The following is a 14,846-nucleotide window of genomic DNA, read 5'->3' on the forward strand; positions in this document are numbered from 1 at the left end:
TAGTAATGCCCTTTTGCGATAAAAGAGAAGCATAATGATGTCTAATCCACAGTTATATTTTATATAACAAAGGACTCTATGAGCTTGTTCTCATAGGGTCTTTTTCTGTTTTTAGGAGGTGATGATTCCTACAAAAATTAGCGATTGAAACATAAAATAGGAGGGAATAGACGTGGAAAAATATGAATTAGTTAGTGATTATCGTCACAATGAAAAATTAAAGGCAAGTTTTAATGATTTAGCAATGAAAACATTTGGTCTGGATTTTCGAGGCTGGTATAACAAAGGCTATTGGAATGACCAATATATTCCTTACTCATATGTACAAGCAGGAAAAGTAATTGCGAATGCTTCTATTTATAGGATGTCGATTCGCGTAAATGGTGAGCGATTAAAGGGAATTCAGATCGGTACAGTGATGACGGATGAACATTATCGTCATCAAGGCTTGGCAAAGCAGTTGATGCTGCATCTCATGGAAGAGTACGAAGGTGCCTGTGATTTCATGTATCTCTTTGCCAATGAAACAGTACTAGATTTTTATCCGAGGTTTGGCTTTACGCGAATCCATGAAAGTGAATACAGCTTAGATCTTACCACAAGACCTATTCAACCAAAGCTGACCAGCGTCCAACAGCTGACAATTGAGCAGGATCTAGCACTTCTTGAAGAGTATGCAAAAAATCGTTATATCCATTCTAGTATGATTGCTGTTGAGGAAAATGAAAGTTTATTAATGTTTTATTTTACGTTAGTTTTCCCTCATGCTATTTACTATTTAGAAGAACTAGAAACAATAGTAGTAATGGAGGAGGAAGAAGGGGTATTAACTATTTACGATATCATCTCTTTACAGGCAACCAATGCAGAGGCTGTATTAACAAGCATTATTAAGGATACAACAAAAAAAGTAGTATTCTATTTTACACCTGGCTTTACAATCGAAGGCATGACAGCCACCATCACCACAAATGATGACGATGCCTTATTCATTCTCTCGAAAAAGCCCTTCTTACAAGGGCACTTTATGTTTCCTGTAACGTCCCATTGCTAAGTTGGATGATCACTTCTAGCTGAAATATGAGCGACATTGGATAAAAAGTGAGCGCTTCGAACAAGAACAAGAGCGCTTTAACATGAAATTGGATTACATTTTCACATACCATAACAGCCTTTTTTAATTGACATTATAAATATTGGGCATTTCTCTATAGGATGGTATAGATAAAGTTATTTCATTAGGAGGAAGCAATGTATACAGTTGGTGTCAGCGTTCCTCATTTTCATCTGTAGAACGCATCATTCAATTCCGATTTTTCGATTATTATTAGATTAAGTGAAGAGTTAATTTTGTGGAGTAGTCAAGAGTTTAGATTTATTACGATTGATGATGCCTATTCTACTGGCAGCAGTATTATGCCACAGAAGAAAAACCCTGATGCCGCTGAACTGATACGAGGCAAAACAGTACGTGTATATGGTTCACTGACTTCACTCTTAACAACTATGAATTTTCACTTAAACTAAAGGTGCAGGTTAGTGTAATCGAAAATAACATATTTTTGTAACGTAATTAAATTCTAAGAGTTATATAAGTGAAAGGGGTGAAAATAGGTGGACTTTGAGGAAATCTATCACGAATACTTTAAAGAAGTTTATTTATTTATCCTATCATTAAGTCACGATGAGCGCATAGCCGAGGAAATAACACAAGAAGCATTTTTTAAGGCATTAAAAGCAATTGAAAAATTTGATGGTTCAAAGGATATTCGAGCATGGCTTTTTACAATTGCGAAAAATACATATTTCTCACACTACAAAAGAAAGAAACGACAAGTAGACTCAGGTGCAATAGGAGAATCAAGTATGGAAGTGCAAATTGTAAAGCATTTGATGAATGAAGAAGATGCCTTCATGGTTCATCAGTTTCTTCACTCGATGAATGAGCCATATAAGGAGGTCTTTTCATTACGTACTTTTGGAGAATTACCTTTTGAAAAGATAGGACGTCTTTTTGGAAAAAGTGCAGGGTGGGCAAGGGTTACCTTTTACAGAGCGAGAAAACAAATTATCGAGTATATGGAGGCGATGAATTATGAAAGAGATTAAATGCACAATTATTCAAGATGTTTTACCTTTGTATGTTGATGAGGTAGTTAGTCAAGATACAAAAGAAATGGTAGACGAACATTTACAGCATTGCGAAAAATGTCAAAAAGAATATGACGCCATGAAACAGGAACTTTATATCCCGGCAGAAAATAAGGCTTTTCAATTTAAAGAGATCAGTAAAAAATGGCGTAAGAAAAAAGTGATCATTTCCATTACTTCCGTTTTCATAACGGCACTTATTTTATTGGGGACCTATTTGTCTGTTTTCTATTTTGAAACGGTTATTCCTTATTCGGAAGATTTGATCAAAATCGAAAGACAAAATGATCATCAGTTGGTTTCCCGATATTATGGCAAAAGCCGTGCAGGTGTTCACGGAACGTTTCCTATGGGATTTGAAATTGATGGAGAGAAAAAGATTGTGAGTTTTATTTATTATACAAAAACATTGGCTGATTCGCCTTCGAGAAACCTGATTGATGATGAAAAGAGGCTTGGACAAGAAGATACCTTCGTTCTACCTGAAAGTGGAAATAACGATGCGGTATACTATGTGGAATTTGATTCAGAAGAGATGGTTCCTGGAGGAAAGGATTCTTGGGATTCAGCCTTAGAACGTGCTGTATTAATTTGGGAGAAATAATCTGATTGAAATCATATTTAGTTATTCCATTATCGGGCGCGATTCTGTAACTAGAATCAGCGCTCGTTTTCATTAATGGGCCAAATTGTTGAATAACATTATTTTATGCAATCGTACAAAAATTTACGGATATGTTATATATATTTTAAACTCATTGATGTGTTATAATTTACCAATAATATTAATTGAGGAGCGATTATCTTTTGAAAAAGCTTTTTTTACATAGAAATGATGGACTAGAATTATACAACGCGATTATTCTATAGAGGAGATAAATGACAAAGATTTTAATGGATTTATTGCTCTTATAAAAATAAATGAAGTAAAAGAACCATTAATAACTGAATATTTAATTAAAAAGCTTTGTATTGTTGATAACAATTACTTATGGTTACAATAACTACCACTCAATGAAAATTTCGCTATTACATCAATGTTTAATGAAAATGGAGAAATTATTCAGTGGTACATAGATATCACATATGAAAATGGCGTTGAGAATGGAGAACCCTATATGATGGACTTATTTTTAGATATTGTTATATTACCAACTGGAGAAATCATTGAAAAAGATAAAGATGAATTAGAAGAGGCTATACACAATAATTGGATTACAAAATCACAATACGATTTTGCCTATCGAGTTTTTAATCAAGTGTTGAAACAAATACACGAAGGTACTTTTAAATACTTTGATTTAAGTTTGAAGCATCGAGACTATTTATTAGGTAAGATTCGTGAATAAATCATGCTTTAATATTTCATTACCAAATGAAAGTTTGAGTTTTACTTTAGGGGCAGTTAAAAAAGGATGTTCAACAATCGGGCGCAATTGTGGAACAACATAGCTGAAAAATGATCAAACTTTTTTATAAATATCTCATACTTATCTAAAGAGAGGAACTCCATTTTGAGCAAACTTTTTTCAAAATGGAGTTTATGATGTTGCTATTAGACAAGGATTAAGGGATATTTTTTAATCCATCTTTTTCCCAAAGCTACACCAATATAAAAATGTGTTTGTCTTTTTATCTATTGTTCTATTTTTAAATTCAGAAAATCTACAGTCTGAGGTTGAGAAATTATTTTCACTCCATTTTTTCTACTTCTAAACATTTAGTTTCACAGTAATAGCCTTCACCGCCAACATAAACTTTTTCTATTTCATTCTTGCTATTGGTTGCTAGTTTAACTAATATTTCGGAAGGAGAGTGTAAAGAATAACCTTGTTCAAATATATAGACTTCTTTTTGCAAGTGGTGCTGTTCATAAAGGTAGCAAGCTAATGCACCGTTAGAAGTGCCAGTCGCTGCTTCTTCATTGATGTCATATAGTGGGGCAAAATTTCTGCAAATAATTCGATTGTCATTAAACGTATACAGATGCGTCCCGACAACATGATAGTACTCGCTGATTTCTTTAATTTTTTCAAAATTAGGTTGCAGTGCATGTAATTGTGTTTCGCTTGTTATCGGAATTAAAATATCTTTTAGACCCGTGGAGACAATTTGAATTGGGTATTGATTGTCTATATCTTGAATGTCAAAACAATCGATAAACTCGTTTGGAGAAATAATATCATAGAATATCGGTTTGTTTTGTTCCATGAAAATGATGTTATCTTTTATGGTAATAGTAAGAACACCGCTGTTTGTTTCAATCGTATAGCGATCCTTGAAAAGTTTATTTAAATGCATCAGGATCGTGAAAGAGCCAATTGTGGCATGACCACATAAATCAACCTCTTCTTTTGGTGTAAAATACTCAAATTTATAATCAGCCATTTCAGATGCTGATATAAATGCGGTTTCCGCATAGCCCAATTCTTTAGCTATCGCCATTTTTTGAGTAGTAGTCAATGTATTTTCATTCAATACCACTCCTGCTTTATTCCCGCCTTGGTGATCCTTGCTAAATGCACTTGCAACATAAACGGATATTTTCATAAAACATCTTCCTTCCTCATTGTGAATTGTAGCATATAAAGAACTACGTAAAAATGTTGTTGGATAAATTTTTCAGCATCTAAAATCTAAAAAAATAGATTGTCACTTTCTTTAAACACGGTTTTAAGATTCCTTACTTCATCTACTAGGAAGTACGCGAATAATAGATGATTCCATCTTTGTTTTAACCTTTAACGTCAGCACCATGATAATGATGATGATGAATAATAAGGTGATAAGGGCAACATCAAATGTATTCGTCATATCTTTGATAACACCAACAAGCATAGGAATGATGCCGCTAATGATATAGCCACCGAATTGAATCATCGCTGTCCATTCACTTGCCTCTTTTGGTGTAGTCGTAGCATCTAAAGGTAAAATCATTGCTAATGGGAACAAACCACCAGCACCGATCCCAGTTAACGTCGCACAGAAAATGGGCGAGATGCCGCCCAGAATTAACATCAAAATGCCAATAAAGGAGCTTGAAGCACACAGTAGCATCCAAGGCTTTCTCTTCACGCTGTTATTAATGATAATGGGAATAATAAAGCTACAAATCATTTGCATGACAGAAAAAATAGTTACCGTTGTTGCGGCGTAGGCATCACTATATCCCATATCCTGTACTTTTGGAGCGAGCCATGTCGCGAGGGAATAATAAACGCCAGATTGTAAACCGAACATGACCATAAGGAGCCAAACATATCGGTTTCCCCAAGGTAGTCGACTTTTTTGACTCGCAGATTTCTCTAATGGCTCTTGAGTTTGTTTGGATTTTTTGATAATTGGAATCCAAACAATAATACCCATAAGAGCGAATACCGACCATATCGCTAAAGCTGCGTTCCAGGATTGATGAAAAGCATGCATAGCAGGCACAACTAAACCAGCACTCAAAGACGCTCCAATTCCCATACCCGCAGAATATACACCAATCATCGTAGAAGAATATTTAGGAAATTCCTTTTTGATATAGCCTGAAATCAGTGGGCCTGTAATAGCAATACCTATCCCACTAAGAATAGCTGTTACTAATAAAAATAAAGGAAAAGTCGCCACTAACCGTAAAGCTGTTGATACACCAATTAATAAAACGGATAGCCCAATCGTCCATTCGATACCCCATCGTTCACTTAGTTTACCAGCCAATGGCGCAAAAATCCCCATACAAAATACAGGAAGTGCTGTTAATAAACTTACAACAACACTTGTCATCTGCAAATCCATTTGAATATTTTTCAATACTGGCGAGATAGATGTGATCGAAGCTCGTAAATTCATAGATAGTATAAACAAAGAAAAAACGCTCCAAATAATCGGAAAGTTTTTTGATTTCGCCATCACTGAAAACACCTCTTTTAGTTATTATTTGATATACTATAGTTAACTTTTAAATTTAAAAACAAACTATAATTAATTGATTTGTATACTATAATATACTATTTATACAAAGTCAATGGGAGGGGTGCGCAGAATGCAGGAGGAAAATATCGACTTATCTGGACAAGTTGGAGGAAATTTGCGAGAAATTCGAAAAAGCAAAAGGATGAGTTTAGAGGAGCTGGCGAAAGTCAGCAATGTTAGTAAATTGACGTTAGGGAAAATTGAACGAGGGGAAACGAATCCGACTGTAAATATTCTTTGGAAAATTTGTAGAGGACTTAATATTCCGCTTGTCGCTTTACTATCTTTTGAGGAAAATATAGAGGTTCATCGTTTTGGCTCAGACTACCAATTCGTAGGTCATAATAACGACTGGTTTGTTGATCCATTATTCAAAACAAATGGGACTGAGTGGTTTAGAGGTCGTCTTGAACCGAATAGTGAATACAGCGAGTGTCACCTAGCAGGCTCCGAGGAAATTGTGCTCGTATTAAATGGGCAATTGGAGCTAAAGGTCGGAGAGAAAACCCATCAGCTAAACCAATGGGATGTCATTAAATTCAAGGGTGAAGAACTTCACACGTATATCAATCACTCGGATGAAAAAGTACATTTAATGCTGTCATTAACTTATACAACCCCATGATTGTTCAACAAAAACCCAGCAGAAGATGATACTATTTTGGGAGGAAAAAATAATACTGATTATCGATTTCATCATTTATTATTTTCATGAATATCAAAAAAATCTTGTAAGAAACGAAGAAATCGATAAAATTGGCGTCATAAATGAAACAACATCCTCTATAATTATTGATAAAGGCAATCCTATATTTATCCCATTCAACCAAGCTCAACCACGAATCCCTTCATATCACAATGAATGAAAGTGGACTCTTACTTTACAAAAATCGTCCTTACTAAGTTAAAGTAAGGACGATTTTTTTTATTTAGATATAACCCCAAATCATACATAATAATGTTCCGAAAATGGTAACGAGCGCAATGATTAAGCCATAATAAATATTGGTATAGATGGCTGGTTTATCATTTGTTTCACCAGCATGCATAAAGACAACTAACTGCAAGCCTGCCTGAATAAATGCTGTGACTAATAAAATAGTCATGGTAATCGGAAAAGATAGATTGAAAAAATATACACATGCCGCAAGGATCGTAAGGATTATGGACACACCAAACCCCATGACTTGTTTGAGTGGGAATAAATCACTCATGTTACACCATTCCTTTCAGGTAAATGAAGCTGAAAATAAAAATCCAGACCACATCTAAAAAGTGCCAGTATAAAGAGAAGATAAACGATTTATTGGCTGTTTCTGGTGTTAAGCCACGTTGGATGAGCTGATAGACGATGAACATTCCCCAGAATACCCCAAAGGTAACGTGTGCACCATGTGTTCCTAATGTTGTTAAAAGGGCAGCCGTAAAGGCACTCGTCTGTAAACTCGCACCAACATGAATATAGTGCATAAACTCGTAAACTTCAAAACCAATAAATACGACACCGAGTACTAATGTCAAAACATAGAACCCTATCATTGCTTTCGTGTAGCCCTTACGCATAGCATGTATACCTAAGCCAATGGTAAAGCTACTTGTTAAAAGAATAAACGTTTCAAATAAAACAGGTGTAATTTCAAAAATCTCCGCTCCTGTTGGACCATTCCCAGTACGGTCTACTAAAACAAAATAACCTGCGAATAATGTGCCGAAGAGCATAATTTCAGCACCAATAAACACCCAGAAGCCTAATATATTCAATTGATTTTGCTGAGTACTATATTCTAAAGGAAGTGAGTGATCGATTTTCATAATTGACTACCTCGCAATTTCGATTCTGTTGCTTTCACTTTTTCGACAGGTACATAGTGTCCTGGATCTTTTTCCAATGAACGGTGAGCCATGCAAATAAAAATACCAATGGTTGTGAGAATTGTTGGTATCCACATTCCGAAAACAAAGGAGAAGCCCCATGCAAAGAAAATACATCCTAATATAAAAGGCACACCGCTATTATTCGGCATATGGATCTTTTCATATGGCTCTGGGAACAGTTCATGTTGATGATATTTTGCATCCCATAACGCTTCCGTTGAAATCACATGTGGAACCTTGGCAAAATTATAGTAAGGCACAGGGCTTGGTGTAGCCCACTCTAACGTGCGAGCGTCCCATGGATCCGACCCAACATTCCTTGGTGAATAACGAATACTGTAGATAACATTGTAAACAACTAATATAAAACCAATTGTTAAGCCAATTGCACCGATAAACGAAATCATATTCCATAATCCAAAGCCAGTGGAGGCAGAATAAGTGTACATACGTCGTGCTTGTCCATCTAAGCCAGAGACAAACATTGGCATAAAGGCTAGTAAAGTACTGATAGCAATAATCCAAGCCGTCCACTTGCCGATTTTTTCATTCAACATAAAGCCAAACATTTTTGGCCAATAGTAATGTAAACCAGCTAGCATAGCAAAGACAACACCAGGAATAATTACCATATGGAAGTGGGCAACCAAGAACATTGTATTATGGTATTGATAGTCAGCTGCTGACATGCCAAGCATTACACCCGTTACGCCACCTATTGTAAAGGTAGGAATAAATAACATGGAGTAAAGCATTGGCGTTGTAAAAACAATTTTTCCTTTCCACAGGGTGAATAACCAGTTAAAAATTTTAACACCAGTTGGAACGGCAATGGCCATCGTTGTAATCGAGAAAATACTATTTGTTAAAGCACCTTGTCCCATCGTAAAGAAATGATGGGTCCATACTAAAAACGAAAGGAAGGAAATGATCACCATGGAGCCGACCATTGATTTATAGCCATAGAGATTTCGACCTGAGAAAGTAGAAATAATCTCACTGTAGATCCCAAAGGCAGGTAAAATCAGAATATAAACCTCAGGATGCCCCCAGACCCAGAAAAAGTTTGCCCACAGCATATCCATACCACCATCGGATGTTGTGAAAAAATTAGTAGCAAATAGGCGGTCAAAAGTTCCCATCGTTAAGGCAACCGTTAAAACAGGAAAGGCAAAAACGATAATCACGTTTGCTACTAATGAAGACCACGTAAACATCGGCATTTTCATAAGCGTCATGCCTGGTGCTCTCATTTTAAGTATCGTCACAATCATATTAATACCAGTAATTAATGTGCCAAGACCTGAAATCTGTAAGGCAAATAAATAATAGTTTGTTCCTACAGATTGACTAAATTCATTATTTGCTAGAGGGAAATAATTCGTCCAGCCAGCATCAGGGGAGCCACCTATAACAAAGGATATATTTAGTAGCATAGCCCCCATGAAAAATAGCCAAAAGCTTAAAGCATTCAAACGTGGGAAAGCAACGTCTCTTGCACCGATTTGTAAGGGCACAATATAATTCATAAAGGCCATAATAAAAGGCATGGCCATAAAAATAATCATGACTGTTCCATGTGTTGTGAAGATTTCATTATAATGCTGCGCATCAAGTAATGTATTGTCAGGTACAGCCATTTGGGCGCGCATCATAATCGCATCTGCTCCACCACGGAAAAGCATCAGAAGGGCAGAAATTAGATACATAATACCAATACGTTTATGATCAACGGTAGTTAACCATTCACGCCAAAGGTAGCCCCATTTTTTAAAGTAGGTTAAGCCAACTATAATTGCTATCACCGTCAGTCCAATCGCAACCATCGATGCATAGATAGCTGGGCTTGGATGGGGTATAGCAAATCGTTCGAAGTACTCCATATGACTATGTCTCCTTTTAATTAATGATCGTTTTGTTGAGAAGCATGATCTTTAATGTGTGATGTGCCATGCTGATGTCCACCATTTTCACCCTCAGGGGCTGGCAGGAATGTTAAATGTGTACCCGTGTAGGTTGATTGGCCAACGTGTCCTGGTTCTAGCAACGTATTAAATTTTTCTTCTGTTAATGGTTCAGCTGTTGCTTTTACTTCCTTCACCCAATCATCAAACTCATCCTGAGTCACTGCTGTTACGTTAAACGTATTTTCAGCGAACCCTTTACCATTAAAGTTTGCATTTCTCCCCATATACTCCCCAGGTAGATCCGCAGCCAGATGCAATGTATTCACCATATCGGCCATTGCATATTTTTGACCACCTAGTTGAGGAATCCAGAAACTTGTAATTGGTCCGTAAGAATAAAGTTTAAATTCGATAGGACGCTCTGCAGGAATATACAAATAATTTACTGTTTCAATATCTTCCTCTGGATAGCTAAAATGCCATTTCCAGTTCGATGTTGAAGCATAAATGATTAACGGCTCTTCCTGTTTGTATTTCTCTGGGGTAGATTCCACCTTATAGTTACTTTCAACAGAAATGAAGGATAGGTACGCTACAATTAGAATGGGTATACCTACACAAATGATTTCCACCTTTGTACTCCCCTTAATGTGGGGAGGCTTATAGTCAGGGCTTTGCTTAGATGCACGAAATTTCACTAACATATAAGCTAACAACACAAAAACAATGAGTACGATAAAGGACATAATCCCTATCGAGAGTATAATATCTTTGGCTTGCACTTGAGCTTGAGGTCCTTTTGGATCTAATACTAACAATGGGTCACAGCCTGTTAGCATAGTGACAATAGTGGAAAGACCAATTAATCTGAGCCAACTTTTTTTCATAAACAAACCCCTTTAACTATTTCATTGAAGTGCTATTGGCTACTACGAGTTTGTATGGAATTCGATTCACAATTGATTTTTATAATAGGGGCACTTCTTTTGAAAGACAAGGCGTTTTCCAAGATAACACAGAATGTTCTCAAACGAGAAAAATAATTTCAGTATAATTTTATAGAAGGAAATGCGCATCGAGTAAGGGCTTTCATCAATTAGAATAGATTGAAATTGAAAGTGGATGGTGAAAGTAATAAGGAAATGGATGGTTAGTTTCAAATATTGTTATAGTATGATTGTCTTTTTAGCTTATTTACTAGAGCTAAGAAAGGATAAGGCATAACCGAGGTGAATAAACATGGATTGGAAACCTGATCGAACAGTAAAAAAAGCGATTTATAAGCAGCTCGCAGAATACATTGAAAAGGGTATTGCAGATGGGACATTCCCGCCCGATAAGCCCTTACCATCTGAGCGCTATTTAGCAAACGCTTTGAGTGTAAACAGAAGTACGGTAGTTAGTGCATACGATGAATTGGAAGCAATGGGGCTGATTGAACGAAATCGTGGAAGTGGCACAACCATTAGCAAAGACATCTGGGGCATCACGAGGAAACGAATTCCTAGCTGGAATCGCTATATTGAGGCAGGTTCCTTTTTACCGAACCTTCCTGTTACCCAAAAAATTAGAAAAGAGGCTATTGAACATAAATTAATTAATCTAGCTACTGGCGAATTATCAGAGGATCTTTTTCCCAAAAGCGCCTTGAGAGAAATTACCGCAACGCGTTCATTTATCGGTAGCCTTGGGTATGACCATCCTTTAGGGAGTGACATATTACGGACAACCCTTACACGGCATATTAAAAACAGCAGGGGAATTGAGACAAAGCCGTCCTCCATACTGATTACTTCAGGAGCACAGCAAGCGCTACATTTGATTGTCCAATGCCTGTTAAAGCCTGGAGATGCAGTCGCCATAGAAGATCCTTCTTACAACTTTAATCTGCCTATATTTAAAACAGCAGGCTTACAAATCCATTATCTTCCTGTCAACAAGGATGGCATTAACCCGGATGATTTGCAAGTATTATATAAAAAACATCGAATTAAAATGATTTTTCTAAATCCTGATTTTCATAATCCTACGGGATCTTCCTTAGATTTGAAGAAAAGAGAAGCTATTCTAGACATATCCTCTAAACTAGGTATACCAGTAGTAGAAGATGACCCCTATAGCCTAACAGCTTTTTCGGGGGATAAAATACCTACGCTTAAATCGCTCGATAAGAACGGGAATGTTTTATATATTAGCTCTTTGTCCAAAATTGTAGCCTCAGGCTTACGAATCGGATGGATTGTTGGTCCTACATCTGTAATCGAACGACTATCCGATGCCAAGCAACAAATTGACTTTGGGCATTCTAGTTTCACACAATGGATCGCCAATGATTTTTTAGAGTCCCCTAACTTTAATTTGCATATTAAGCATTTAGTGAAGGAATTAGAAACACGACGAGATACCATTGTACAGAGCTTCGATATGTATTTAAAGGACATAGTGACGTTTTCCATTCCACAAGGTGGGATTCATTTATGGTGTCATGTTCTCAAGGAATATAACGAAACGCAATTACCTGAGGAATCCATTAAGCGAGGCGTCATTTATGTTCCTGGATCTACGATGGGCTCCAAAAAGGGTTTTGTACGCTTCACTTACGCCAGAGAGGATGTTCATTCAATCAATGAGGGGATTAAAAGGTTTGCACAAGCTCTAAATAGCTTCTAGTAATTTTGTAAATTATAGCCAAGTGGATGGCTGAGAAAGTGCTTAAGTGGATGGTTTAAATTCGCTAGAAAGTATTTAAGATAGAGTCATGGATAACAACTATCCATCAAGGCTAACTACTATCATGGCAGTGTGGATGGATTCACAATTATTCACACAAGTAATGAAATCTGTAAATTGGGAAGGTGATAGAGGAACCTTGACTGCTATGCCGAGGACGTTAGGGAAGAGGTAGATCGCTAATGCTAGTAGGTTAATGCTTCACAGAGGTTATTGGAAAAAATCGCTATAGCCCACTTTTAATAAAGAGGTTATAACATTCACAACACCGATTGTTAAAGTTGTCTGAAAGCTTTACCTGTTCGACCAATTTCATTTTTAGCTTTAGCTGCTGATGAAAAAAACCAAGGCAGTCACTACTTATTATATTTTAAGGCCAACGAGAATATAGAAAGGATATAGGTACTCCTTATATATTCAATTAAAACTAGTTAAAAGCATCACTTAGCCACCTAGCTCTGCAATACCATCAGCGCGCTAGGTGGCTGGCTGCTTTTATAGAAAGATTGAGAAAATAGTTAAGTAATAATATCTGATTATAAAAATTTCGTGATCACTCAGTTAGTGGTGATGATATACAATATTATTTTTTAGTTACTATATTAATGCCTGCACTTGCAGTACCTATTACATTAACTGGTAGATTCACTGTTATTGAAGGAATATAAAAAACGATTAATAAACAATCACCTATCGTTATAGGTAAGGGTGAAATATTACCTGATGCGAAAGCTATTTTTCCTAAGGTTACAATCGGTAATGTTATAGGGGGAGTCAAATCAATAAAGGCACTTGTACCAGTGAACATATTACTTCCAACGGGTGCATGAAAAATTTGAGCACGGATTGTAACAGTTCCTTCTACTAAAGGTAATGATCCTAATGGAGAAAATGACGCTGAGATAGCTGTAATGTTACCATTACAAGGAACTGTGAAGGCTTCACTTGTGTTTCCATTTAAGTTAATGACATTATTTATAATAGAAACAGTATTTGCAGTACCGAACCCTATGCTACTTGCGAGTCCAACTAGAGCTTGAATATGTGATGTTGAATTTCCAGTTGAGAATGCAATTATAGTGTTATCAGTGGTAGAAGAAGGGTTTAAACAGTTGGTTTCTTTAGCCACAAATGGTCCTGATTGATCGCATGCTCTAAATGTTGACAATCTACTACTATATCGACAATTATCCATACAAGAACTTATCCCCTTTCTATTTTTAATATGTAGTAAAGAGTATTAGGCATGAACAATAACCTTATGTCTGGGTATTTAATGTGAGTAAAAACACTTTCAAATGGTTCACAAATGAACTACATATAATATAGATAAGGAAGATCACTTTGAGCGACAAGTGATCCTTCTTTTTTATACGTCCAATTAAGTTTCTTTAGTCCTGAAAGATTATGATTTATAAGGAATACAGGTTTTAGTCATCGCATGTATATTTAAATTCCGGATTAGTCTGAATAAAATATCCACTTCTAACTTGCCCTGCCCAATTCTGTAGTGCTTCTTTCCACGCTACACTTTCAAAAAACTCATCTACTGTTGTTGTTTCAGAAAACCAAATTAATGGTGTGAAGGGTGCAAGAGGTCCCGCATCACCCCAAATCCCCCCAGCTTTAATCGTACTTTGTTTCACAAGAAGCAAGGGGAGCCCGTGTTGAAAAGACATGGAAGGTTCTATTTGCATGAAAGGTGAATAGGGTTCTAATTGATCCGTACGACGTGTTGGCTTTAAAAGGGCAGCTATAGTTCCGTAAGTAGAGTTTACAATTCTACGGACATTTTCTAAAGTGGTGTTAGGATACTGGTCTGTATTGGGTAGTGTTCTAGGGAAAAGAAGAACCTCTTTTATTTCATTAAACATACGAATAATGAATCGCTGCTCTTGTGATAATGGTGGTTGCGATGGCCCCAGAGTAAATAGGTTCTGATGGCTAAAAAAAATAGGTATCCGGAAAAAAGCACTCGCTGCTTCATTGAAATCATCAACAGCTTTATAAAACTGATCTATTTCATTATTAGTAGCATTTTTTCTAGTTTTATTCTCACTCAATTTTTTATCACCTCCTCACGATAACTTATTCATAAGTTGGAAGGGAGGTTTGTGTTTACATACAAAGTTCACTATTCATTTTAGTATTCATGAATCTCTTTAAATAGATATTTATTTCTAGGATTATATATTATTTATGAAAAAATAAAATGAAACTAAT

General features: G+C 36.2%; 13 protein-coding genes and 2 pseudogenes. 7 read left to right on the top strand and 8 right to left on the bottom strand.

Annotated elements, in window-relative coordinates; genetic code table 11:
• Positions 1 to 172: 172 nt before the first annotated feature.
• The 5 genes and pseudogenes from JIN86_RS13665 to JIN86_RS13685 form a co-directional block, all read left to right on the top strand.
• Positions 173 to 1,054, top strand: a complete 882-nt coding sequence (locus JIN86_RS13665) for a GNAT family N-acetyltransferase (protein WP_202342178.1) — start codon at positions 173 to 175, stop codon at positions 1,052 to 1,054.
• Positions 1,055 to 1,329: 275 nt separating this feature from the next.
• Positions 1,330 to 1,509, top strand: a pseudogene (locus tag JIN86_RS13670) (lyase family protein); the annotation flags it as partial.
• A gap of 105 nt (positions 1,510 to 1,614) precedes the next feature.
• Complete coding sequence (locus JIN86_RS13675) at positions 1,615 to 2,109, top strand: RNA polymerase sigma factor (protein ID WP_004229992.1); 495 nt, start codon at positions 1,615 to 1,617, stop codon at positions 2,107 to 2,109.
• Complete coding sequence (locus tag JIN86_RS13680) at positions 2,096 to 2,755, top strand: zf-HC2 domain-containing protein (protein ID WP_202342179.1); 660 nt, start codon at positions 2,096 to 2,098, stop codon at positions 2,753 to 2,755. The genes JIN86_RS13675 and JIN86_RS13680 overlap by 14 nt, the downstream gene beginning before the upstream one ends.
• Before the next feature lie 415 nt (positions 2,756 to 3,170).
• Positions 3,171 to 3,500 (top strand): annotated as a pseudogene (locus tag JIN86_RS13685) (DUF402 domain-containing protein); the annotation flags it as partial.
• Positions 3,501 to 3,843: 343 nt separating this feature from the next.
• On the opposite strand, the gene JIN86_RS13690 reads toward JIN86_RS13685, so the two are convergent.
• Positions 3,844 to 4,701: a PhzF family phenazine biosynthesis protein gene (locus tag JIN86_RS13690; RefSeq protein WP_202342181.1), complete on the bottom strand. Its 858-nt coding sequence runs from the start codon at positions 4,699 to 4,701 to the stop codon at positions 3,844 to 3,846.
• A gap of 138 nt (positions 4,702 to 4,839) precedes the next feature.
• Complete coding sequence (locus JIN86_RS13695) at positions 4,840 to 6,048, bottom strand: MFS transporter (RefSeq protein ID WP_202342182.1); 1,209 nt, start codon at positions 6,046 to 6,048, stop codon at positions 4,840 to 4,842.
• A 133-nt stretch (positions 6,049 to 6,181) separates the two neighbouring features.
• Here JIN86_RS13695 and JIN86_RS13700 point away from each other — a divergent pair, with 133 nt between their 5' ends.
• Positions 6,182 to 6,736 (top strand): helix-turn-helix domain-containing protein, encoded by a 555-nt coding sequence (locus tag JIN86_RS13700; RefSeq protein WP_066036763.1) that lies wholly within the window; start codon positions 6,182 to 6,184, stop codon positions 6,734 to 6,736.
• 304 nt (positions 6,737 to 7,040) lie between these two features.
• On the opposite strand, the gene qoxD is transcribed toward JIN86_RS13700, so the two are convergent.
• Genes qoxD through qoxA form a run of 4 tightly spaced genes read right to left on the bottom strand, consistent with a single transcriptional unit; the run spans position 7,041 to position 10,780 of the window.
• A complete protein-coding gene (gene qoxD / locus JIN86_RS13705; protein WP_202342183.1) occupies positions 7,041 to 7,325 on the bottom strand; it encodes a cytochrome aa3 quinol oxidase subunit IV in 285 nt (94 codons plus the stop codon).
• A 1-nt stretch (position 7,326) separates the two neighbouring features.
• Positions 7,327 to 7,923, bottom strand: a complete 597-nt coding sequence (gene qoxC, locus JIN86_RS13710; protein ID WP_202342184.1) for a cytochrome aa3 quinol oxidase subunit III — start codon at positions 7,921 to 7,923, stop codon at positions 7,327 to 7,329.
• On the bottom strand, positions 7,920 to 9,869 hold the full coding sequence (qoxB, locus tag JIN86_RS13715) for a cytochrome aa3 quinol oxidase subunit I (RefSeq protein WP_202342185.1): 1,950 nt from the start codon (positions 9,867 to 9,869) through the stop codon (positions 7,920 to 7,922). The genes qoxC and qoxB overlap by 4 nt, the downstream gene beginning before the upstream one ends.
• 20 nt (positions 9,870 to 9,889) lie before the next feature.
• Entirely contained in the window at positions 9,890 to 10,780 is an 891-nt protein-coding gene (qoxA, locus tag JIN86_RS13720) for a cytochrome aa3 quinol oxidase subunit II (protein WP_202342186.1), read from the bottom strand.
• Between the two features lie 352 nt (positions 10,781 to 11,132).
• Here qoxA and pdxR point away from each other — a divergent pair, with 352 nt between their 5' ends.
• Positions 11,133 to 12,563 carry a MocR-like pyridoxine biosynthesis transcription factor PdxR gene (gene pdxR, locus JIN86_RS13725; protein ID WP_202342187.1) on the top strand — a complete coding sequence of 477 codons (1,431 nt, stop codon included), beginning with the start codon at positions 11,133 to 11,135 and terminating at the stop codon, positions 12,561 to 12,563.
• A 643-nt stretch (positions 12,564 to 13,206) separates the two neighbouring features.
• Here the strand turns inward: pdxR and JIN86_RS13730 are convergent.
• Positions 13,207 to 13,818, bottom strand: coding sequence for a hypothetical protein (locus JIN86_RS13730; RefSeq protein ID WP_237497276.1), 612 nt, complete (start codon positions 13,816 to 13,818; stop codon positions 13,207 to 13,209).
• 235 nt (positions 13,819 to 14,053) lie between these two features.
• Positions 14,054 to 14,686, bottom strand: coding sequence for a hypothetical protein (locus JIN86_RS13735; RefSeq protein WP_202342188.1), 633 nt, complete (start codon positions 14,684 to 14,686; stop codon positions 14,054 to 14,056).
• Positions 14,687 to 14,846: the final 160 nt, after the last annotated feature.

This window comes from Lysinibacillus sp. HST-98 (assembly GCF_016757845.1).
Classification (GTDB): domain Bacteria; phylum Bacillota; class Bacilli; order Bacillales_A; family Planococcaceae; genus Lysinibacillus; species Lysinibacillus capsici.